Origin of the sequence: Butyricimonas sp. Marseille-P2440 (genome assembly GCF_900091675.1) — a bacterium.
In the GTDB taxonomy this organism is placed as follows: domain Bacteria; phylum Bacteroidota; class Bacteroidia; order Bacteroidales; family Marinifilaceae; genus Butyricimonas; species Butyricimonas synergistica.
The window spans coordinates 932430-952404 of the sequence record NZ_LT594610.1 but is presented as its reverse complement, the minus strand read 5'-3'; the positions used below and the strand labels follow the sequence as shown (position 1 = coordinate 952404).

The window sequence follows — 19975 nt, the reverse complement described above, 5'->3', positions numbered from 1 at the left end:
TTAGGTGTTCTACATTATTTCATTTTCTATCCCGGCATTTACATCATCCGTCCTGTTCTGTTTCCAGAAGTCGAGTGCATCCTTTACCCATCCTTCGGCCATGGTTCCGGTACCAATACCGAAACCGTGTGAAAGCCCTTCGTAGGCATGGAATTCTGTAGGGATACCAAGAGCAGAAAGACGTTGCAGACGGTTTTGCATGGTGCGCCACGAGGCGATTCCGTCATGGGTGCCCACACAAGCGTATGTTGGCGCATCCTGTCCGGAAATGGCACTATAGCCGGTGTATTGCATGATGACCGCCGCTGCCTGGAGTATATCCGTGCGGCCGGTCAACTGGCGCAGATAGCCGTTGTTGCCAAGTGTCGCCGCCATGCGTGCTCCGGCAGAACCACCCCACAATGAATAGCCATCTGGATTTACACCAAGTGTCGCGGCATGGTCATGGATGTAGGCGATAGCGCAGGCGAGGTCTTCGTAGGGTTCATCGGGACGGTAAATGAGCGCAAAAGCGTTACAGCCGTTGCGGGCTATTTCGAGCGAGTGCGGAAAACTGTCGTGCATGGCTCCCACGTAGGCAAATGCTCCCCCGGCATTGGTCACGGCAAAGGGTGCGCCAGTCTCTCCCCTGAAGAAGAATAGGCCGGTATTGGCTCTCGTCGGGTCAGCGGCAATCTCTCTGTCGGAATAGAAACGATAGAATATCTGACGACCGGCAAGCGATTCATCACGCAGGTAGTTGAGTATCTCGACCGTCTTTTCCACTTTTATATTCGTATAGAAGATATAGACGGAGGAAGTACTGGCTTGAGCAAGCGTCATTGTTTCGGGTACGTTGCGGTCCACTGGGAAAAGCAATCGCCCGAAATCGCCGAAAGCAGTATTGTTTATTACTTCGCCCACGGTACTTCGGGCTGTAAAATAGCCGTTTGTTGTGGTATCATCTTCTGATGTCGAAGTGTCTGGTACATATGTAACCGGCATATTAGGTTCCTCCTCTTTTAACAAACCATTGTCCGTGCTACATGAAGTGGTGAGTACAATGGCCAACCATAACAATATGTTCATTCTCATAAATTTATTTTTATTGATCGTTACATTGTTCTTTTCTCTTTCTTCTGTTTCTGCCATAACTGCAACGAATTGACAATATTCTGCCACACATACTCAATCCTCCTTTATTCTATTTTTATCACAGGCGACCCGCCGAACACTTCGCTCATTTTCATATTGTCAAGTTCCTCGTCAATCTTCCGTACTTCCTCCACCGTCAGGATGATGTCGACAGCTCCGATATTTTCCTTCAGGCGACAGAGGTGCCGTGTACCAGGGATAGGCACAATCCACGGACGCTTGCAAAGCATCCAGGCGAGGGCGATTTGCGAAGGTGTGGCATGATGCTCTTCGGCAAGACGGTCAAGCAAAGCGAATAAGCCACGGTTCTGCCCGAAACTCTCTTTGCGGAATTGCGGCATGGATGCACGATAATCCGTTGCGGCATCAAAATGGCTGTCAGCGGTATAATAGGTAGTCAGCACGCCGTTGGCAAGGGGTGAAAAGGCAACGAAGCCCACGCCTAATTCTTCAAGCACAGGAAAAAGCTGTTCGTGGTGCCGTGCCATCATTGAATAACGGTTCTGTATGGCGGTCACGGGACATACGGCATGGGCACGGCGCAAGTATTCCTCCGTTGTTTCAGAGATGCCCCAATGCAGGATTTTTCCTTCCCGTATCAGGTCTGCCATTACCTCAGCCACCTCTTCCGGCTGCACATTCGGATCTATACGGTGCTGGTAATAAAGGTCTATGTGGTCGGTCTGTAAACGGCATAACGAACCTTCCACCGAACGGCGTATCACGTCAGGGCGTGAACACGGAATGACAGCATGAGTACCAGGTTCGTCCGGTTTGTCGAAGGAGATACCAAATTTGGTGGCAATCACCACATGGTCGCGTAGCGTCTTCAAGGATTCGCCAAGCAGTTCCTCATTATCATGCGGATTTTGCGGAGTTCCATACGATTCGGCGGTATCGAAGAATGTGTAACCCATATCCACGGCATCTTCCAGCAGGAACTTCATTTCGCGTTTGTCGGCAGGCGCACCGTAAGCATGGCTCATGCCCATGCACCCCAATCCAACGGCGGACACGCGTAGTCCGCTAATTCCTAATGTCCTGTAATTCATATCCATGTTTCTACAAAATTATTATGATGCAAAAGTAGGCGTATTACCCGGAAGCGGCATTACACGGATTACGGATGAAAATACATTTATTTCGGTTCTTGCAGGTTCCGATTGTCTCTATAAAATCGGAAACCGTAAAAAAGGTAAGTTAATCTATGCCTTTCATTATCTCTATATAATTGGAAATATATACTTTTGTAATCGGAATCAAACGAAGCAGATTATGAAAGAACAGAAAAATATAGTTGTCGCCGACTCGTTGCGGTATTTAAGAGGTAATAGCTACAGTTTCTTTTGTGATGCTGACTGTTGCAATGAAAATCTGGTCCATGCCCTCTGCATGGGCGGTTCCTGCCAGTTTGCGTTCAACGGGCGGGAATTTGAATTGCGCGAGGGCGACCTCATGATTGTGCGCAAGGGCAAGCTGATAGAATGGATGCACCCTTCGGACGACTTCAAGGTGAAGATAATCTATATCAATTCTGATTTCATAAACCTTTGTACTCCGCAGAGCAACTACGGAATGAAAGGGCAGCTCGCCCTCTTTCTCAACCCCGTGATGCACCTCACGCCGGAGCAGCAGGAGGTGTGCCGGGGCGACTTCCGTTTGGTGGAGCAACGCCTTGCCGACACAGGACATCACTTCCGCCGCGGCATGCTCATCGCCACCGTGCAGATGCTCATCCTAGACTTCTTCGATTTTCACTCGCACCTCTACGGCGAGACCGGTGTTTCCACCCAAAGTGCCGCAATCATGAACCGCTTCCTCTCCATGCTGGAGGACGGTACGTATCGCCAGCACCGTGAGGTGTCGTATTATGCAGACCGCCTCTGCGTTACGTCCAAATACCTTTCCGAAGTGTCGAAGAAGGTGAGCGGCTATGCGGCCAATTATTGGATAAACCGTTACACAACCCTTGACATTGCCCGTCTTCTGAAAGACAAATCCCTGACTTTCGTCCGTATCTCCGATATGTTCGGATTCTCTTCGCCCGCCTATTTCAGCCGTTATGTACAGCGCAATTTAGGAATGAACCCGACGGAGTACAGGGAGTAGGCAGAAGCCGGTGCATCGTGCATCACCTTCTTTTGTGCCATATAGTTGAGATTAACTATTTGAATGAATAATAAACTATTAATGTTTTCATATCTTGGAACCAACCTTGTAGGAGTTTTGGTTTGTATGTTATCTGCACATCAAGTCGTTTATTATCTCAAACACCTCCTCCTTGCCGAGTTCGGTCAGGCACGGAACGGCATCCACTTGTTCGTGGCTGACTTCTCCCTCGTAGTACATCGGCACACCGAAGGAGGCGAACAACTCCGTCAACTTGTGCGAAGATGCTTCGATGGACGAGCCGAAACCGAACGCATCAAGGAAATAGCGGCGGACATCTTCGGCGTGATGCCTACCCATGACGCGGAGAAAAAGTGGGAATACGCTTGTCAGGCTGCGGCGGTAGGTGCTGCCGAAGAGCACTTCGGGCAAGAACTCCAACTCATAGATGTCGTATGCAAACTGCTCCACTTTTCCGATGCCGAGGCGGGACGATGTGGAAAGCGATGCGCCCAGCAAGATGGTTCCTCGTGCGTCAAGGTCATCGGGATGCTCCTGCAAGGTACGGGTGGCTTCGAGTACATTCTTTATATAGGAAATACCCGCATCGTAGGACATCTTGTTGCGGTCGCCAAGGATACACGCCGACAGTTGCACCAGCGTGACCAATCCCGTGTAGGCGGTCATCTCCTTGTCGAGGCTCAGGGAGTATTTGGGACAAAGAATCGCATAGTCGGCAGGAATGCCGTATGCCGTACCGAAGTCGCCGTTGCGTGAATCGACCGATACGGCACCCAACCCGTTCTCCGAGCCGCTCGACGGGTAGGTGGGAATCAGCGCAAGCGGCATCCGCTCCAATCCGTAGGACGGTTTTCCTTTCAAGTACTCCCACAGGTCGGCTTCATGATAGTAGCCAAAGGCAATCAGTTTGGCACTGTCCATCACGCTTGCACCGCCTGCGCCGATAATCATCGTCACGCCGTTCGCCTTTGCCGTGCGGATGCCTTTCTCTATCTTCTCGAACTCCCTTGACGAACCGCCATAATCCACAAAGGGGATGTCCGCTTCTGCCAAAGCTCCGGTGATGTCCTCATAACATCCGTTCCGTTTTGCAGAACCGCCGCCATAAACCACCATCACTTTTTTGCCTTTGGCAATGCCGGCAACCGTTTCTCTGATGTCGTTGCAAAAGAGAAGTTTCGTGTCATTTCGGAATGTAAAATCTTTCATTGCTATATTATATTTATTTTAATTCTATTGGCAAAGATCGCAACTAATCGGCTGCCTCTTGTTACAAATATCTCCGTGACATTTTACCTTTTTGCGGTTTCTTGCCGATTGGCATATCCAACATGGAATCATCCCCGTAAAAACAACAAATCAATCCGCAGTCTGTGTAAGCATGGTCATGGACAACCTCTATACCTTTGCATTATAATATAAAAACATAGCTATAATGAAACAGATAAACAGCATCATTCTCTCTGCCATCCTGCTTCTTTGCGCATCGTGCGGGGGAAAGCAGGCAGGAACGAACGCCTCGGCGGAATCTGATGAAAATGCAATCGTATTACGCTCTCAAGGCAGTTTCGCCATCGGTGGCACGGTACTCGCACAATCCGGAACATATAACACCCGACAGCCCTTAAAGCCGGACGGACAAACTTTGCACGGCGACCATGCCTATGTATCCTATCAGATTCCGGACAGCGCACGCCGTATTCCGATGGTGTTCCTGCACGGAGCCAGACAATCGGCCAAGACATGGGAATCGACACCCGACGGACGGGAAGGGTTCTCCACGCTCTTCCTGCGCCGGCATTTCAGCACTTATCTGATAGACCAGCCCCGTCGCGGACGTGCCGGACGCAGCACGGTTTCCGAACAGGTGAATGCCGTGGCTGATGACCAGTTCTGGTTCGAAAACTTCCGCATGGGCGTATGGCCCGACCTATACGAGGGCAGCCAGTTCCCAAGAGGAGAGGCTGCATTGGAGCAGTTCTTCCGGCAAATCACACCCAACACCGGCACGTATGACGAACAGGTGATTGCCGCTTCGCTTGCAGCCCTGTGCGACACATTAGGCGGCAGCATCCTCATTACCCATTCGCAGGGCGGCGGTCCCGGCTGGCACACGGCCATCCGCAGTCGTAATATCAAGGCTATCGTGTCTTACGAACCGGGCAGCGGTTTTGTCTTTCCCGAAGGCGAGACGCCCAACCCCCTTGAGACCATCAGTCCATTCGGTGCACTTTCTGCCACGTCCATCCCGATGGATGATTTCATGAAACTCACGCGCATACCTATTATTATCTATTACGGCGACTATATAGCCACAGAACCGAGTGACAACTGGGCGATGGACAGTTGGCGCGTACGATTGAAGATGGCACAGTTGTTTGCCGAGTGCATCAACCGCCACGGGGGTGATGCCACGGTAGTACATTTGCCGGAACAGGGTATCAAGGGCAATTCACATTTTCTCTTCGCAGAGAAGAACAACGTGCAGCTTGCCGACATGCTGTCCGGTTGGCTGAAGGAGAAGGGATTGGACTGACTAATATAGAATAGGCTATTTATGGATATTCCTCCTTGCCCTTCCTTTAGTAGCTTGCGGCTCCAACGATGAGGGAGAAAGTCTTCCACCGGAAACAGAGACACCTAAGACACAGGGAGAAGGCGATGACGATGAAATACAAGAAACGCCGGATGGTTATAATAAACTTATCAGCAAGACATTCGCTGTGCCAGTCGATTACGAAGAAGATTCCCCAACCCCATTATAAACTTTCCAATCTCACTTTCCATGAGAAAGACGGTGCGCAACATGAGTTCCGGCCATTGGCGGAATACCTCTACAATGCGCTGCCGTTCTTTTTCCCGAAAAAATAAATTGAATAATTATAAATTTAAAATAAGAATACATCATGAACAATTTCAAGTATGAATATCCCGTCCGCCAGCATTTTGGCAAGGGATGTGCGGAGACCGCGATAAAAGAAGAAATGAAGAGTGTGGGACAGCGGGTGCTGCTTGCCTACGGTGGCGGTTCACTCAAACGCACAGGATTGTATGACAAAATACACACATGGCTCACAGAGTGCGGCAAGCAAGTGACGGACTTCGGCGGCATCATGCCCAACCCCACATACGCCAAAGTGCAGGAGGGCGCACGTTTGGTACGTGAGAATAATATCGACTTCATCCTTGCCGTGGGCGGCGGATCGGTCATCGACTGCTGCAAGATTGTGTCGGCACAGGCACGAATGGACGAGGATGTGTGGGATGCGTGGTATGTGCATCACCGTCTGCCTACTGAATTTATTCCGATGGGAGCCGTAGTCACCGCATCGGGTACAGGCGCAGAGCAGAACAACGGTGCGGTGATTACCCACGAAGAGAAGAAACTGAAACAACCGCTGTTCGGGGCATTCCATTCGTTTGCCATATTGGACAGCGATCTGACGAAGACCCTGCCTATGAAACAGGTCATCAGCGGAGCCTTCGATACGTTGTCGCACTGCATGGAAACCTATATGGGCAAGCCGCAAAGCACGAACCTCAGCGATGAAATCAACGAGGCGGTGATGCGCAATGTCGTGAAGAACCTGCGGGTCCTCATCGCCGCCCCTGATGACGACTTCGCCCGTGGCGAACTGATGTGGGCTTCGGCAATGGCGGAGAACGGACTGCTAAAACTCGACAAGCAGACCGACTTCCAGTGCCATATGATAGAGCACGCCGTGGGTGCCTACACCGACTGCAACCACGGACAGGGACTGGCGGTCATCCATCCTACGCTCTACCGCCATCTGTTGAATGAGGGCAAGGAGAAGCTGGCACGTATGGCAGAAACCGTATGGGGCATAAAGGGCGAAACTGCCGAAGAGACTGCCGCACAGGGTATCGACGCAATCGAATCATTTATAAAAGAAATCGGACTGCCCACCCACTGGAGCGAAATGGGCATCACGGATGAAACCGTGCTGCGTGCCGCCGCCGACACCTGCTTCCTCACGCCGGGCTGTTGCAAGCAATTTTCAAGAGATGAAATATTTGAAGTATTGAAAGAGTGTATGTAAACAATTAAACAGATAAAGCAATGAAGAAAACATTTATAATCGCATATTGCATGGTAGCTGCCCTTTGTGGAACAGCGAATGCACAAAGTCAGGCATTTACGGAAACAGCAGCCGTGAAAAGCCATAACGACAACCCCTGGGGATTGGTTTACCGGGAAGCCATTACAAAGAACGAAACGGGCAAGGTAAACATCCATCCCATAACTTACAACTTGAACGGTCTGAAAATTGCCGCCAATGTCTATACCCCTGCCGGATATGACGCCGCGAAGAAATATCCTGCCCTCGTCGTAGCACACCCAAACGGCGGTGTAAAAGAGCAGGTAGCAGGTCTTTACAGCCAGCGCATGGCTGAACAGGGCTATATTTGCCTTGCCTTCGATGCTACCTATCAGGGAGCTAGCGAAGGCGAGCCGCGCAATACGGACAAGCCTGCCAACCGCATCGAGGACATCCATCGTGCTGCCGACATCCTGCTGCAATATCCGGGAGTGGACCCGCAACGTATGGGTATCCTCGGCATCTGCGGTGGCGGCGGCTATACGCTGGCGGCCGCGCAGACCGACAAACGGTTCAAGGCTGTCGCCACGCTCAGTATGTTCAACACGGGGCTTGTACGGCGCAACGGTTTTCTCGATTCGCAAATAAACGAAGTGCAGGAGCGTCTGGCCGATGCTTGCGCTGCCCGCCAAAAAGAGGCCGAAGGCGGTGAGCCGGAATACGTGGGCGATATGAGCGGCGTAACACCCGAACAGGCTGCCAAACTGCCTTTCGACCTCTACCGTGACGGCTATGAATATTACCTGCAAAGCCACGCTCATCCCAATTCCACGTTCCGCTACACCAAAAGCAGTCTTATGGACCTTTTTGCTTTTGATGCTTCTACCGGTATGTATCTCATCAACCAGCCTCTGCTGATGATAGCAGGCAGTCTTGCCGACACTTTCTACATGACAGAACAGTGTTACAGTAAAGCCACAGGTACGCAAAACAAAGAACTCTTCCTCATCCCCGGTGCTACGCACATCAAGACATACTATGTGCCTGAATATGTTAATATGGCTGTCGGTAAACTGACGGAGTTCTTCGGAAACAAACTGTAATAATCCCCAAAATGTTACTATAAATAAGACACCGCCAACTGGACAGTTTAATCGCTGCCGATGGCGGTGTTCCTGTATTTGATTACACCTTAATCAGATAATACTTCCGTAGTTACTTGGTTGATTGCTGTGGAACTGCCCGACATGATGCGCGTCAGAAAAGCATCGAAACGGTTGCCCCATACGGCTGGATTGCTTGCTGCCCCGTAGCCGTGGGGATAGCCGTCGAGGACAAGCGTCTCCACCTCACAGCCTGCCTCGCGCACGGCGTTGGAGTTTTGTGTGAACTGTCCGGCGAAACCGTCGCGTGTGCCCCAGCAATAGAAGGCGGGCGGCAGGTTGGCAGCACGCAGTGTCTCCACATTGTTCATCGACACGCTCAGGCGACCGTAGAAGGAATAAATCATGCCCACGGCACAAGCCGATACGGGAACTTCATCAAGCGCATCGGGACGGTAGGAGTTGTCGAGTGCCGTGCCGTTCGTCAGGTCGCACCAGTTGAGCAGCACTTCGCCGTTGAGGATGCCTCCGGCGGAGAAGCCCACGAGGGCGATGTTCTCCGGATTGATGCGGTAGTCTTCGGCATGGGCACGCACATAGCGGATGGCGCGTTGCAGGTCGGTGGCACTCTCACGCATGGTGTAAGGCGCGATGCGGTAGTTCACGATGAAGCACTGGTAGCCCATCGGCACAAGCATGTCCGCCACGTTGTACCCCTCGTTCTGCATACTGCGGAACTGGAACGCACCGCCCGGACAGATGATGACGGCACCTTTTGGAGTCACATCATCTGCCACGGTGAAAACTTCCATGTTGGGGATGAAGTCGGGACCGTCCGAGTTGTTCACGTTGTGCGTGACGGTAGGGATGTTGCCCCGTTTCCACAGATTCACGGTGCCTGTCATAGGCGTGTCGCTACCCGATGAGTTCTGATTATTCCATTCCTCATTGATCAGGTCTATCCAAGTCTGAATGGTCGATGGCATTATCCTGCCGCTTGTCAGTCCCTCGCCCGTCAGGTGTCCGGCATCGGGCGTGCTGTTGACAATTTCGGCAAGCGTCTCGTCGCGGTAGGTAGAGGCGTAGGTGCAGAACGGTACTACGGTCTTTCCTTTGAAGTCATAGCTCTCGCAGAACGTGTGGATAATCATCGGCGTGGTCCACCACCACACGGGGCAGCCGATGAACACCACGTCGTAGTCGTCCCAATTCTCTACCGTACCTTTGATAGCGGGACGGGCGTTGTTGTCCTTCTCCCCACATGCCACCTCTGTGCAAGGCGTATACTCCGTAGGATAAGGCTTTACAGGTTCGATGCGGAACACATCCGCTCCGGTGATATCCTGAATCTGCCGTGCCATCCGCTGGGTTGTTCCGCCCCACGAGAAGTAAGCTACCAGCACTTTCTTTCCGCCGAAGTAGGCACTGCCTGTACCTTCACTTACTTCGTTGTCATTGTCCGGCTCCGGCATTACGTTATCGTTGGAACACGCCGAACCGCTCACGATGGTCAGGAAACTGACCAATAGCATCAGAACTTTTTTCATCGTCTTTGTATTTTAGCAGTTTACTTAATCCTTCATCGGCGACATCCCGAACTGCTGCACCTGCTCATACGTGACGTTGAAGAACCGCTGTTCCTTGTTGAGCGAGCGCATGGACTGCATCTCCTCGTCGGTCAGTTCGAAGTCGAATATCTGTATGTTCTCCTTGATATAGTCGGGATTGGTGGCTCCGGGAATGACGGAGAACCCCTCCTGTATGTGCCAGCGCAGGATGACCTGTGCCGCCGACTTGCCGTGCGCCTCGGCTATCTTCATGATCGTGGGGTCTTTCAGCAAGACCCCGTTGCTCATCGCGCCTCCTAACGGAAACCAGCATTCCACCTGTATGCCGTTGGCTTTTGCCTTCTCGCGTATGTCGAGCCGCTGCGCATACGGATGGCACTCTATCTGGAGCACGGCGGGCTTGATGCGGGCTTCGCTCATGATGAGATTGAAGACCGAATCGTTTGCGTCGAAGTTGCTGATGCCGAGGGCACGCACCTTACCGGCTTCCACGGCACGCTCCATATCCCGCCAGGCACCCACAAAGTCGCCCACAGGCTGATGCACGTAGAGCAGGTCAATGTAATCCGTGTCTAATCGTTTCAGCATCTTGTCGATGGCTTCCGCCGTCTTGCCTTCACCGTATTCCGACGGCCAGATTTTGCTGGTAATCCACACGTCACTGCGCGGAACGCCGCTCTCTTTCACGGCTTGTCCCACACCACGCTCGTCGTCGTAGGCATGTGCGGTGTCGATGTGGCGGTAGCCTGCCTTCAACGCCGTGAGGCATGACTGGCGGCACACTTCATCCGAGCCTTGCAGGAAAGTGCCCAGTCCGAAACGCGGCATCAACACGCCGTTATTGAGTTTTACCATCGGCACGTCTGCCGTTGTCTTTCCTGCGTCTGTCTGTGCCCCTGCCGGGAGTATGCTGCCGCACAACGCTACGGCTACCGACAGCAATAAATTCCTGATTGTCTTCATACTTTATTTATAATTAGATGTTTTCGATGATACAAAGGTAGGGGAAGACAAGGGAAAGGGGCATACAATAAATTCGGTTGGATTTACCCTTATTTCGGAAGATATAAAAAGAAGGTGTGTCACACCTCCTAGTCTATAATGTCCATAAAGTCAAACATCATACTACCGGTTGCTGGCTTTGTGGAACCTGTCCGAAACTCATGCCGCCCCACAACCCCGTTAAGAGGAGTGAGGCGGCAATGATGTGTGTTTTCATTATACGACTATTTTAATGCGTTACCATCCTTGAAAGCCGTTCCGACTGTTTCACCGAGTACCCGATAGGTGCGTGCGGATGAATCATACGACAGCGGTTGCAGCTTGTCCAAATCCACCTCGCCCTGTTCGTTCAAAATGCTTTCGTCCGCCTGCATGTTGATGACCTCGCCTACGATACGGACTTCGCCCAAAGCATCCTCCATGCTGACTACCCGGCACTCCAACGTCAACGGATATTCCTCGATGACGGGAGCGTCCACGAACTCGCTTTTCGTTACGTGTACGCCGGACCGCGCGATTTTGTCTTCCTTATAACCCGAAACCAATCCGAAATAATCGGACAGCACCAGATTGGCACGATTGGCAATGCTCAATGTGAAAGCATTCCGCAAACGTAAGTTTTCGGTAGTCTTATGCCCTTTGGCAAGGTTCAGTGCCACGTGATGATAGGCACATTGACCGCCCCAGGCGGCATTCATGGCATCCGGTTTACCTGCTGCATCGTAAGTGGCAACGATGAGCACGGGCAGCGGAGCGACGATGGTCTTGTTTCCAAAATTCTTCTTCATCTTGGTGCCTCCTTTATTTCCAGTTCATGAACATCCTTGCCGTCTCCGCGTCGTGATGGTCGAAGAAGAGGCTCTTTCCGGTATCGAGTTGGGCTATCTGACACATTTCCTCATCGGCCAGCTCGAAGTCGAAGATGTCGAGGTTCTGTTGCATACGCTCCACGTGGGTGGATTTGGGAATGATGATGACGCCGCGCTGAATGAGCCAGCGGAGAGCCACTTGTGCCACACTCTTGCCATACCGGGCACCGATGCGGGCCAGTGTTTCGTTGGTAAAGAAGCCATTGCGGCCCTCGGCCAGCGGACCCCATGACATGATGCGCGTGCCGAACTCTTCCATAATCTTCTGCGGCTCCACCTGCTGATTGAAGACGTGTGTCTCCACCTGATTCACGGCGGGAACTACCTCCATGTTGCTTGCCATGTCTATGAAGTGGTCGGGATAGAAATTCGATACGCCAATGGCACGCAGTTTGCCTTCCTTGTAGGCATCCTGCAAAGCGCGGTAGGCTCCGTAACGGTCGCAGAAAGGCTGGTGGAGCAGCATCAGGTCGATGTAGTCGGTCTGCAACTTACGCAGGCTCTCGTTGATGGAAGCCTTCGCCTTCTCGTAGCCGTAGTTGGAAATCCACACCTTGCTGACGAGGAAGATGTCTTTGCGGCCGATGCCGCTCTTCTTCACGGCGTTGCCCACGCCCTCCTCGTTGTGATAGGCCTGCGCAGTATCTATCATGCGGTAGCCCACACGCAGGGCATCCGACACACAGCGTTCACACTCCTGGGGCGATACTTGATAGACCCCGTATCCCATTTGCGGCATTTCAATGCCGTTGTTCAGTTTCACGTAATTCATATCTTTTTCTTTTTTAGATTGTTATTTTTTTGTTGTCAAATTCTTTAATACTTCGCGCAACGGTGTCGCGCTTGCGGGACCGAGGTTTGTTTCCACGATATTCAACAGTGCCGTAAGCTGTTCGGGCGTGATACCTAAGTGCAGGCAGATACCCATATGTCCGGTTGCCATCGGCTCCACGCCGCCCACGCCGGCGAGGATGGAGACGGTGGCAAGCTCACGCTCGCGATAGGTCAGCAGGTCTCGCTCGAAGAGGTCAGCGAACAGATGCTCCTTCAGAAAACGTTCGATGGTGGGAGCGAAAGCGGCATAGCCCGTCTTGGGCGTATCGGCAGATATGCCGGAGATTTCCACTAGGATGTCGCGACCGCGTTCATAACGACTTGCATTGTTTGCGACAGGCGATGCTTCACGTCCTGCCGTGTCTTCAATGCCTTGTTCACGACGTGTTTTTATTAGAGCTTCGAAAGTCTGTATGGCACGCAGGCTGCGCGGGAAACCGCAATAGGCATAGGCATGAATAAGCACTTCGTTAATCTCGTTGACAGTCATGCCGGCCTTCAATCCTCCGGTGAGGGCAAGCGGCAGATGTTCCAAGTCGCCACGTCCGGTATAGGAAGCGATGGCTACGATGGCCTGTTCGCGGTCATTCAGCGTGCGGTTGGCTTCGGCATACCGTTCTACGGATTGGGCGGTTACTTCAGCATATTCCGCATCGCTTACAAGGCGAATCCAAGTTGCCTTGTTGGTCTCTGGATTACATTCGATGGCGATATGAGCAAACCAACTATCAGGTGCAGCCCCGTGCCAATGCGCCACCCCGACGGGTATTTCTACCATATCGCCGGGAAAAAGGCGGCGTGCCGGTTTCCCTTCTTCCTGATAGTAGCCGATACCGGCAGTGGCGATCAGTATTTGTCCGCCTGTATGCAAGTGCCAACTATTGCGACAAGCCGGAGCGAAAGTCACGTTGAACATAGGTACGTTCAGTTCCTTCTGCCCGCTGAGCGGTGCGAGCCATACCTCTCCACTGAAATTAGGCGAAGGTGATATTTTCTGACCTACCGGATAAGGTTGGCGAAAAGTTTCTACGGTCTGTGCCATACTGCCGGCTATGGTTGAGAAGCATATCCATGCGGTAAGAATCGCTGCTTTCATATTCTTTTATTATTTATTATTCTACCTCTATGATATTGATGTCGGCAAAGATAAATCCCGGTTATCAAAACATTCTTATCTAAAATTCGGGCTGTCATGCTAATTTTACGGTATTTCTTGTTTTAGCTGTTCCACAAAATGGTCTATCCGTTGCATTTGTGCCGGTATGTCAATGCTTTGCGGACAATATATGTTTTTGCAAATTTACATATAAACCGCGAGATTTCTACACCGATAGTATAAAAAGGCCAAGGCTGCCACAAATTATCTGCCATAGATACCGTGCTTAATACACAATTATTCGTAAATTGAGGGTTTAAACAATAAATGCCTCTTGCAATGGACAGGAACAGGATTATATCATGCCTTGACGTACACAAAGATACGTGTCTTTTTGTGTATTACGCGTTATGACGAGTCCGTTATTTTCGAGAAGTCCTCTATCCTGGAATTGTCCGACTAGATAGACCACAACGCTCCCCCTGCCCTATCACAAAAACCAAGCATAAACCAATCACGGACGAATCATGAACGCAAATTTACGTTTATGCTACGTTCATGATTGGTTCATGCTTGGTTCACGAGGTAGCGAATCGGTAGACCAAGCATCAAGTATCCCTATACAAAAGGTTTATACAAACCAAGTAAACCGTTTTTAGGATTTTGCCCGAATTTCACTACATTTGCACCTTGGAAATAAAACTTGAAAATGGATACACGCAAATTTTATATAGAAACATACGGCTGCCAGATGAACGTGGCAGACAGCGAGGTAGTTGCAGCCATACTGGAAGACAAAGGATACTCCCGAACCGAGGATAAAAACGAGGCGGACGTAATTTTAGTAAACACTTGCTCCGTGCGGGAAAATGCCGAACAGCGGGTTCGTGGACGGGTACAAGGCTTCACGGAAGTGAAAAAGAAGAATCCGCACGTGCTAGTCGCCATCATGGGATGCATGGCAGAACGGTTGGGGGCGGCTCTTTTCGAGCAGGAGAAAAACGTAAACATCGTGGTTGGACCGGATGCTTATATGGATCTTCCCCAGTTGATCGAGCAAGCGGCTAAAGGCGAAAAAGCCATAAACATCGACCTGTCGACCACTGAAACGTACAAGGACATCTGCCCCTCCCGCATAGACGAGACGGCAATCTCCGGTTTTGTATCCATCATGCGGGGATGCAACAATTTCTGCACCTACTGCATCGTACCCTACACCCGGGGACGCGAGCGTAGCCGAAGCCCGAAAAGCATCATCAACGAAGTACTCGATCTTCATTCCAAAGGATACAAGGAAGTCACCCTGCTCGGGCAAAACGTGAACTCCTATCTTTGGAGAGGCGAAAACACGGAAGTGAATTTCCCGGCTCTACTCGCCCTAGTGGCAAAAACAGTACCCGATACGCGTATCCGTTTCGCCACATCACACCCGAAAGACATGAGTGATGATATACTTCGGACTATCGCCGCGTATCCCAATATTTGCAAGCACATTCATCTCCCCTTCCAATCCGGGAGCAATTCCGTGCTGAAAGATATGAACCGGAAATACACCCGGGAATGGTATCTGGATCGCATCCGTGCAATCCGTGAAATTATCCCGGATTGCGGAATCTCCACCGACGTGTTCGTGGGCTTCCACAACGAAAGCGAGGAAGACTACCGACAAACTCTTGACTTAATGAAAGAAGTCATGTTCGACTCCGCCTTCATGTTCAAGTATTCCGAACGCCCCGGCACCATGGCATCCCGAAACTTACCGGATAACGTGGACGAGGAAGTCAAAGGCAGACGTTTACAGGAACTTATTGACATGCAAGTGGAAATTTCCCACGAAAACAACCGGAAAGACGTGGGCAAAGTTTTCGAGGTCATGGTGGAAGGTGTTTCCAAAAAGAAATCCGACGAACTTTTCGGGCGCACCAGCCAGAACAAAGTCATAGTCTTCCCGGACAACGGGGCCAAAGCAGGCGACCTCGTCCAAGTTCGCGTGACCGAATGCACGGCCGCCACGTTAATCGGCGAAGCAATAAACTAAAAGCAATCATGAATAACCCCAACAATTTTCAATTCCCATGTCCCATCGTAAACTCCTCAACGAAGAACTGAACCGCCTCTCCACGGAAGAATACAAAGAGGCGGCAAAACTCCCGATCGTGGTCGTGCTCGACAACGTGCGTAGCCTGAACAACATCGGTTCGGTATTCCGCACCTCGGACGCCTTCCGGTTGTCGAAAATATACCTTTGCGGCATCACGGCTACCCCACCCCACAGGGAAATACACAAAACAGCACTCGGCGCCGAGGAAAGCGTGGATTGGGTTTATTTCGAGGAAACGACAGATGCCGTGCAAGAATTGAAAAACGAGGGGTTTGCCATCCTTGCCGTGGAACAGGTGGAAAACAGTATCTCTTTAGAAACCTTCACCATCAATCCGGAACAAAAATACGCCTTTGTGTTTGGAAACGAAGTCAAAGGCGTGCAACAAGAAGTCATCGACCTCTCGGACAATTGCATCGAGATACCCCAATTCGGCACGAAACACTCCTTCAACATCTCCGTCACAGCCGGAATCGTGTTGTGGCAAGTGCTTCACCCTTTCATCGCCTCCACGATCTTCACGGCTTCCACGGCTTCACGCACATCGTGAACCCGAAGGATGTGGGCGCCTTTCAACAAAGAAATCGTGTTGAGCACGGTCGTCCCGTTCAAGGCTTCTTTCGGGGTGATACCCAGCAGACGCCAAATCATGGTTTTCCGGGAAATACCGACCAACAGCGGATACCCCAGATCGAGGAACGACTCCATCTTATCCATCAATTGATAATTATGAGCCTCGGTTTTCCCGAAGCCGAAACCTTGATCCAAAATGATATTATTAAATCCCAGAGCGTTCAAGCGGGCGATACGTTCCGTGAAGAACTCCCGGACTTCACGTACCACGTCGTCATAGTGCGGGTTTACCTGCATATCCTGGGGTGTACCTTGAATATGCATCAAGATGTAAGGCACACCCATCTCGGCAACCGTTTCAAACATCCGTTCATCCATCGTGCCGCCGGAAATATCATTCACGATAACCGGCCCCAGACAATGATTGATCTCCTTTGCCACACCCGCCCGGAACGTATCGATCGAAACCGAAATCTCCGGATGGTATTTACGCACTAATTCGACAGCAAAACTTAACCGAGAAAGTTCCTCTTCCTCGCTCACGAAAGCAGCCCCGGGACGAGTGGAATAAGCTCCCACGTCGACGATTCCTGCCCCCTGTTCCACGATCTCGTCCACACGATTTATCACCTCGATTTCACTCAAATACTTTCCCCCGTCGTAAAAAGAGTCGGGAGTCACGTTCAGAATACCCATCACGACAGGTTTCTCCAAACTAATTTTTTTATCTCCCAGTACGATATCCATCATAATTTTCGATTTTCAATTTCCAGTTTTGAATTATTTGACTAATTTTACACTTCAAAGAAACAACTTATTTTTCAAATTCCGTTATCAAAAAACGATAGAATTATGCCAAACACAGCGCAAGAATATGATAAAGTGATAGATATATGCCAAGATATTTTCGTGAAAAAAATGCAGGACTATGGCACGGCGTGGAGAATACTCCGCCCGACCTCTATCACGGATCAGATATACATCAAGGCTAACCGCATCCGCAGCATCGAGGAAAAAGGCGTAACGAAAGTGGGAGAAGGCGTCATCCCCGAGTTTATCGGTATCATCAACTACTCCATCATGGGATTGATCCAATTGCAACTCGGACCCGGCAACGACACCCCGGAAGAAGATATTCTGAAACTCTATCAAGGCTATTTCCAACAGGCAAAAGAACTCATGCTCGCCAAAAACCACGATTACGACGAGGCATGGCGGGAGATGCGTGTCAGCTCGTACACGGATTTAATCTTGATGAAAATCAACCGGACAAAGCAAATTGAAGACCACCAGGGTGCTACCATTATATCGGAAGGCATTGACGCAAACTACTTCGACATGGTGAATTACGCCGTATTCGGGCTAATCCGCCTGGTCATGGAGAAATAGAGATTCAATGGTGTAAAAATAAAAGAAATGAGGAAAGTCATTCAAAATCTTTGCAGAATCGTGGTCGGCATCATCTTTATCTATTCCGGCTTCGTGAAAGGAATTGACCCGTTGGGATCGGACTACAAGTTCACCGATTACTTCAACGCTTTCGGCATGGGTTGGATGAACGCCTCCACGCTATTTTTCTCGTTCGCCCTCTCGCTGGCTGAATTTCTGATCGGGATTGCGCTATTATTCAACCTTTGGGTATCCCGCCTTGCATGGGGCGCTTTGCTATTCATGGCATTTTTCACCCCATTGACCCTCGTGCTGGCATTGACCAACCCGGTAAGTGACTGCGGGTGCTTCGGGGACGCCTTGGTGCTAACGAACTGGCAAACCTTTGGGAAAAACATAGTCTTGTTACTTTTTGCCATTGTCATTTTCGTCTACCGCAAAGATTACACTCCCCGGTTGACCTCGCTAGGTCAATTCTCCATGCTCGTGCTGGCGGCAGCGGGCATGTTATGCCTGTCCGTGTACTGTTACCGCCACTTGCCCGTGATTGACTTTCGTCCTTACGCCATCGGCACCAACATAGCCGAAGGAATGCGCCTCCCGGAAGGCGCAGAACCGGACCGATACGAGGTCACGTTAAAATACCGAAATAAGCAGACGGGCGAGATTCAATCATTCACGGAAGAGAATTACCCGTGGCAAGACACCGTGAACTGGGAATACGAGAGCAGCACGGAAAGATTAGTGAAGCGAGGATACATCACCCCCATTCACGACCTCGTGATCGAACACCCGGACTTGGGAAATATCACGGAAGAAATACTCGAGGATGACAATTACACGATACTTGCAGTAGCTTATAATATCAACAAAAGTACCCCGGATGCCCAACCCGCCCTCAACCGCTTGGCGAACTTTGCCCGGGAAAAAGGATACCGGTTCTACGGGCTGACCTCATCCTCTCAACGGGATATCCAGACGTACAAGAACCGCCACCACGTGCCGTACGAATTCTGCACGGCAGACGAGATACAGCTTAAAACCATGATCCGTTCCAACCCCGGCGTGATCATCTTACGCCAAGGCACGATTCTCGACAAACGGGCGGGAAAAGATATTCCGGACATCAAAGATTTAAAAGACACGGATTTGGCAGCTTATTGCCTGCAAAGTCAACAAGAAATGCGGCAGAATTATTTGGTTTACTCCTTTATCCTTCTTTTCTTTGCAGCATATTTACTTTTTCCACGTATAAAGAAAAGAAGAAACTAAGTTAAAACACAACGAATTAAATCTATAGACATGAGAAAAAAGATTGTAGCAGGTAACTGGAAAATGAACAAGACTTTCGCCGAAGGTGTTGAATTGGCAAGAGAAGTGAACGATTACGTGAGATACAAGGAAGGCGCGGAAGGCGTACAGGTCGTTCTGGGAACCCCATTCATCCATCTGGCAAAGGTGGCTCACAATATCACGGAACCTTCCATCATGGTTTCAGCGCAGAACTGTGCAACCGAGAAATCCGGAGCCTACACGGGTGAAGTATCAGCCGAAATGATCGCTTCAACAGGAGCAAAATGCGTGATCCTCGGACACTCGGAAAGAAGAAACTATTACGGGGAAACAAGTCCTATTCTCGTGAAGAAAGTAGCGCAAGCACTAGACAGCAAACTGGAAATCATCTTCTGCGTGGGTGAAGTTCTGGAAGAGAGAGAAGCGGGTAAACATTTTGAAGTGGTGAAACAACAACTCGTTGAAGGTCTTTTCAACCTGCCCCCGGAACAATTCGCTCACGTCGTGATCGCTTACGAACCCGTTTGGGCTATCGGAACCGGTAAAACCGCCACTCCCGACCAAGCTCAGGAAATGCATGCATTCATCCGCTCCGTGATCGCCGAGAAATACGGCAAAACTGTTGCGGACGATACTTCCATCCTTTACGGGGGAAGCTGCAACGCCGGCAACGCCGATGCCATCTTCTCCAATCCCGACGTGGACGGAGGATTGATTGGGGGGGCTTCCCTGAAAGCTGCCGACTTCTTTGAAATCATCAAGGCTCGGGCAAGACACTAATATTCCCTTAAAAAATAACGAGGGGCTGGTAACTTATTTACC

Annotated in this window: 19 protein-coding genes; 10 read left to right on the top strand and 9 right to left on the bottom strand. The window is 50.6% G+C overall.

Translation table 11 applies throughout. The features are described 5' to 3' along the window. Positions 1-9: 9 nt before the first annotated feature. Both BN8899_RS15020 and BN8899_RS15015 read right to left on the bottom strand, forming a co-directional pair. The gene (locus BN8899_RS15020; RefSeq protein WP_065220760.1) at positions 10-1131 is read right to left on the bottom strand and encodes an alpha/beta hydrolase; all 1122 of its coding nucleotides are present in this window, start codon (positions 1129-1131) and stop codon (positions 10-12) included. 47 nt (positions 1132-1178) lie between these two features. Further along, complete coding sequence (locus BN8899_RS15015) at positions 1179-2186, bottom strand: aldo/keto reductase (protein WP_065220759.1); 1008 nt, start codon at positions 2184-2186, stop codon at positions 1179-1181. 223 nt (positions 2187-2409) lie between these two features. On the opposite strand from BN8899_RS15015, the gene BN8899_RS15010 reads away from it, so the two are divergent. Next, positions 2410-3243, top strand: coding sequence for an AraC family transcriptional regulator (locus tag BN8899_RS15010; RefSeq protein WP_065220758.1), 834 nt, complete (start codon positions 2410-2412; stop codon positions 3241-3243). Between the two features lie 129 nt (positions 3244-3372). On the opposite strand, the gene BN8899_RS15005 is transcribed toward BN8899_RS15010, so the two are convergent. Beyond that, positions 3373-4473, bottom strand: coding sequence for an iron-containing alcohol dehydrogenase (locus BN8899_RS15005; protein ID WP_065220012.1), 1101 nt, complete (start codon positions 4471-4473; stop codon positions 3373-3375). A 226-nt stretch (positions 4474-4699) separates the two neighbouring features. Between BN8899_RS15005 and BN8899_RS15000 the strand changes: the two genes are divergently transcribed. The 4 genes from BN8899_RS15000 to BN8899_RS14985 all read left to right on the top strand — a co-directional run bounded on the left by BN8899_RS15000 (position 4700) and on the right by BN8899_RS14985 (position 8428). After that, on the top strand, positions 4700-5800 hold the full coding sequence (locus BN8899_RS15000; protein ID WP_065220011.1) for an alpha/beta hydrolase: 1101 nt from the start codon (positions 4700-4702) through the stop codon (positions 5798-5800). 131 nt (positions 5801-5931) lie between these two features. Beyond that, positions 5932-6135, top strand: a complete 204-nt coding sequence (locus BN8899_RS21195; RefSeq protein ID WP_148375458.1) for a hypothetical protein — start codon at positions 5932-5934, stop codon at positions 6133-6135. 35 nt (positions 6136-6170) lie between these two features. Beyond that, entirely contained in the window at positions 6171-7325 is a 1155-nt protein-coding gene (locus BN8899_RS14990; RefSeq protein ID WP_065220009.1) for an iron-containing alcohol dehydrogenase, read from the top strand. Positions 7326-7345: 20 nt separating this feature from the next. Then, positions 7346-8428: an alpha/beta hydrolase gene (locus tag BN8899_RS14985; protein WP_065220008.1), complete on the top strand. Its 1083-nt coding sequence runs from the start codon at positions 7346-7348 to the stop codon at positions 8426-8428. Positions 8429-8517: 89 nt separating this feature from the next. Here BN8899_RS14985 and BN8899_RS20465 read toward each other — a convergent pair whose 3' ends face one another. From BN8899_RS20465 to BN8899_RS14960, 5 genes are all read right to left on the bottom strand, one after another. Beyond that, positions 8518-9975, bottom strand: a complete 1458-nt coding sequence (locus BN8899_RS20465) for a flavodoxin (protein WP_082987081.1) — start codon at positions 9973-9975, stop codon at positions 8518-8520. A 24-nt stretch (positions 9976-9999) separates the two neighbouring features. After that, entirely contained in the window at positions 10000-10959 is a 960-nt protein-coding gene (locus BN8899_RS14975; protein ID WP_082987080.1) for an aldo/keto reductase, read from the bottom strand. A gap of 263 nt (positions 10960-11222) precedes the next feature. Then, a complete protein-coding gene (locus BN8899_RS14970) occupies positions 11223-11786 on the bottom strand; it encodes a flavin reductase family protein (protein WP_065220007.1) in 564 nt (187 codons plus the stop codon). Between the two features lie 13 nt (positions 11787-11799). Further along, entirely contained in the window at positions 11800-12639 is an 840-nt protein-coding gene (locus BN8899_RS14965) for an aldo/keto reductase (RefSeq protein WP_065220006.1), read from the bottom strand. Positions 12640-12660: 21 nt separating this feature from the next. Further along, complete coding sequence (locus BN8899_RS14960; protein WP_065220005.1) at positions 12661-13797, bottom strand: cupin domain-containing carboxymuconolactone decarboxylase family protein; 1137 nt, start codon at positions 13795-13797, stop codon at positions 12661-12663. Positions 13798-14506: 709 nt separating this feature from the next. Here BN8899_RS14960 and miaB point away from each other — a divergent pair. Together miaB and BN8899_RS14950 are read left to right on the top strand one after the other, a co-directional pair. Next, positions 14507-15835, top strand: coding sequence for a tRNA (N6-isopentenyl adenosine(37)-C2)-methylthiotransferase MiaB (gene miaB / locus BN8899_RS14955; RefSeq protein WP_065220004.1), 1329 nt, complete (start codon positions 14507-14509; stop codon positions 15833-15835). Between the two features lie 37 nt (positions 15836-15872). Next, complete coding sequence (locus tag BN8899_RS14950) at positions 15873-16448, top strand: RNA methyltransferase (RefSeq protein ID WP_065220003.1); 576 nt, start codon at positions 15873-15875, stop codon at positions 16446-16448. On the opposite strand, the gene folP is transcribed toward BN8899_RS14950, so the two are convergent. Beyond that, positions 16391-17221 (bottom strand): dihydropteroate synthase, encoded by an 831-nt coding sequence (folP, locus tag BN8899_RS14945; RefSeq protein ID WP_065220002.1) that lies wholly within the window; start codon positions 17219-17221, stop codon positions 16391-16393. The two genes, BN8899_RS14950 and folP, sit on opposite strands and share 58 nt — an antisense overlap. Before the next feature lie 102 nt (positions 17222-17323). On the opposite strand from folP, the gene BN8899_RS14940 reads away from it, so the two are divergent. Genes BN8899_RS14940 through tpiA form a run of 3 tightly spaced genes read left to right on the top strand, consistent with a single transcriptional unit; the run spans position 17324 to position 19933 of the window. Then, the gene (locus BN8899_RS14940; RefSeq protein ID WP_065220001.1) at positions 17324-17860 is read left to right on the top strand and encodes a DUF1599 domain-containing protein; all 537 of its coding nucleotides are present in this window, start codon (positions 17324-17326) and stop codon (positions 17858-17860) included. Positions 17861-17887: 27 nt separating this feature from the next. Continuing rightward, a complete protein-coding gene (locus tag BN8899_RS21190; RefSeq protein ID WP_065220000.1) occupies positions 17888-19132 on the top strand; it encodes a BT_3928 family protein in 1245 nt (414 codons plus the stop codon). A 30-nt stretch (positions 19133-19162) separates the two neighbouring features. Beyond that, positions 19163-19933 carry a triose-phosphate isomerase gene (tpiA, locus tag BN8899_RS21185; RefSeq protein ID WP_065219999.1) on the top strand — a complete coding sequence of 257 codons (771 nt, stop codon included), beginning with the start codon at positions 19163-19165 and terminating at the stop codon, positions 19931-19933. Positions 19934-19975 lie beyond the last annotated feature (42 nt).

Coding starts and splice junctions, on each gene's coding strand:
- BN8899_RS15005 (WP_065220012.1), bottom strand. CDS start 4,473: ATGAAAGATTTTACATTCCGAAATGACACGAAACTTCTCTTTTGCAAC.
- BN8899_RS21190 (WP_065220000.1), top strand. CDS start 17,888: ATGAGGAAAGTCATTCAAAATCTTTGCAGAATCGTGGTCGGCATCATC.
- BN8899_RS15000 (WP_065220011.1), top strand. CDS start 4,700: ATGAAACAGATAAACAGCATCATTCTCTCTGCCATCCTGCTTCTTTGC.
- tpiA (WP_065219999.1), top strand. CDS start 19,163: ATGAGAAAAAAGATTGTAGCAGGTAACTGGAAAATGAACAAGACTTTC.
- BN8899_RS14960 (WP_065220005.1), bottom strand. CDS start 13,797: ATGAAAGCAGCGATTCTTACCGCATGGATATGCTTCTCAACCATAGCC.
- miaB (WP_065220004.1), top strand. CDS start 14,507: ATGGATACACGCAAATTTTATATAGAAACATACGGCTGCCAGATGAAC.
- BN8899_RS14985 (WP_065220008.1), top strand. CDS start 7,346: ATGAAGAAAACATTTATAATCGCATATTGCATGGTAGCTGCCCTTTGT.
- BN8899_RS14975 (WP_082987080.1), bottom strand. CDS start 10,959: ATGAAGACAATCAGGAATTTATTGCTGTCGGTAGCCGTAGCGTTGTGC.
- BN8899_RS21195 (WP_148375458.1), top strand. CDS start 5,932: ATGAAATACAAGAAACGCCGGATGGTTATAATAAACTTATCAGCAAGA.
- BN8899_RS14970 (WP_065220007.1), bottom strand. CDS start 11,786: ATGAAGAAGAATTTTGGAAACAAGACCATCGTCGCTCCGCTGCCCGTG.
- BN8899_RS20465 (WP_082987081.1), bottom strand. CDS start 9,975: ATGAAAAAAGTTCTGATGCTATTGGTCAGTTTCCTGACCATCGTGAGC.
- BN8899_RS14950 (WP_065220003.1), top strand. CDS start 15,873: ATGTCCCATCGTAAACTCCTCAACGAAGAACTGAACCGCCTCTCCACG.
- BN8899_RS14990 (WP_065220009.1), top strand. CDS start 6,171: ATGAACAATTTCAAGTATGAATATCCCGTCCGCCAGCATTTTGGCAAG.
- folP (WP_065220002.1), bottom strand. CDS start 17,221: ATGATGGATATCGTACTGGGAGATAAAAAAATTAGTTTGGAGAAACCT.
- BN8899_RS14965 (WP_065220006.1), bottom strand. CDS start 12,639: ATGAATTACGTGAAACTGAACAACGGCATTGAAATGCCGCAAATGGGA.
- BN8899_RS15010 (WP_065220758.1), top strand. CDS start 2,410: ATGAAAGAACAGAAAAATATAGTTGTCGCCGACTCGTTGCGGTATTTA.
- BN8899_RS15015 (WP_065220759.1), bottom strand. CDS start 2,186: ATGAATTACAGGACATTAGGAATTAGCGGACTACGCGTGTCCGCCGTT.
- BN8899_RS14940 (WP_065220001.1), top strand. CDS start 17,324: ATGCCAAACACAGCGCAAGAATATGATAAAGTGATAGATATATGCCAA.
- BN8899_RS15020 (WP_065220760.1), bottom strand. CDS start 1,131: ATGGCAGAAACAGAAGAAAGAGAAAAGAACAATGTAACGATCAATAAA.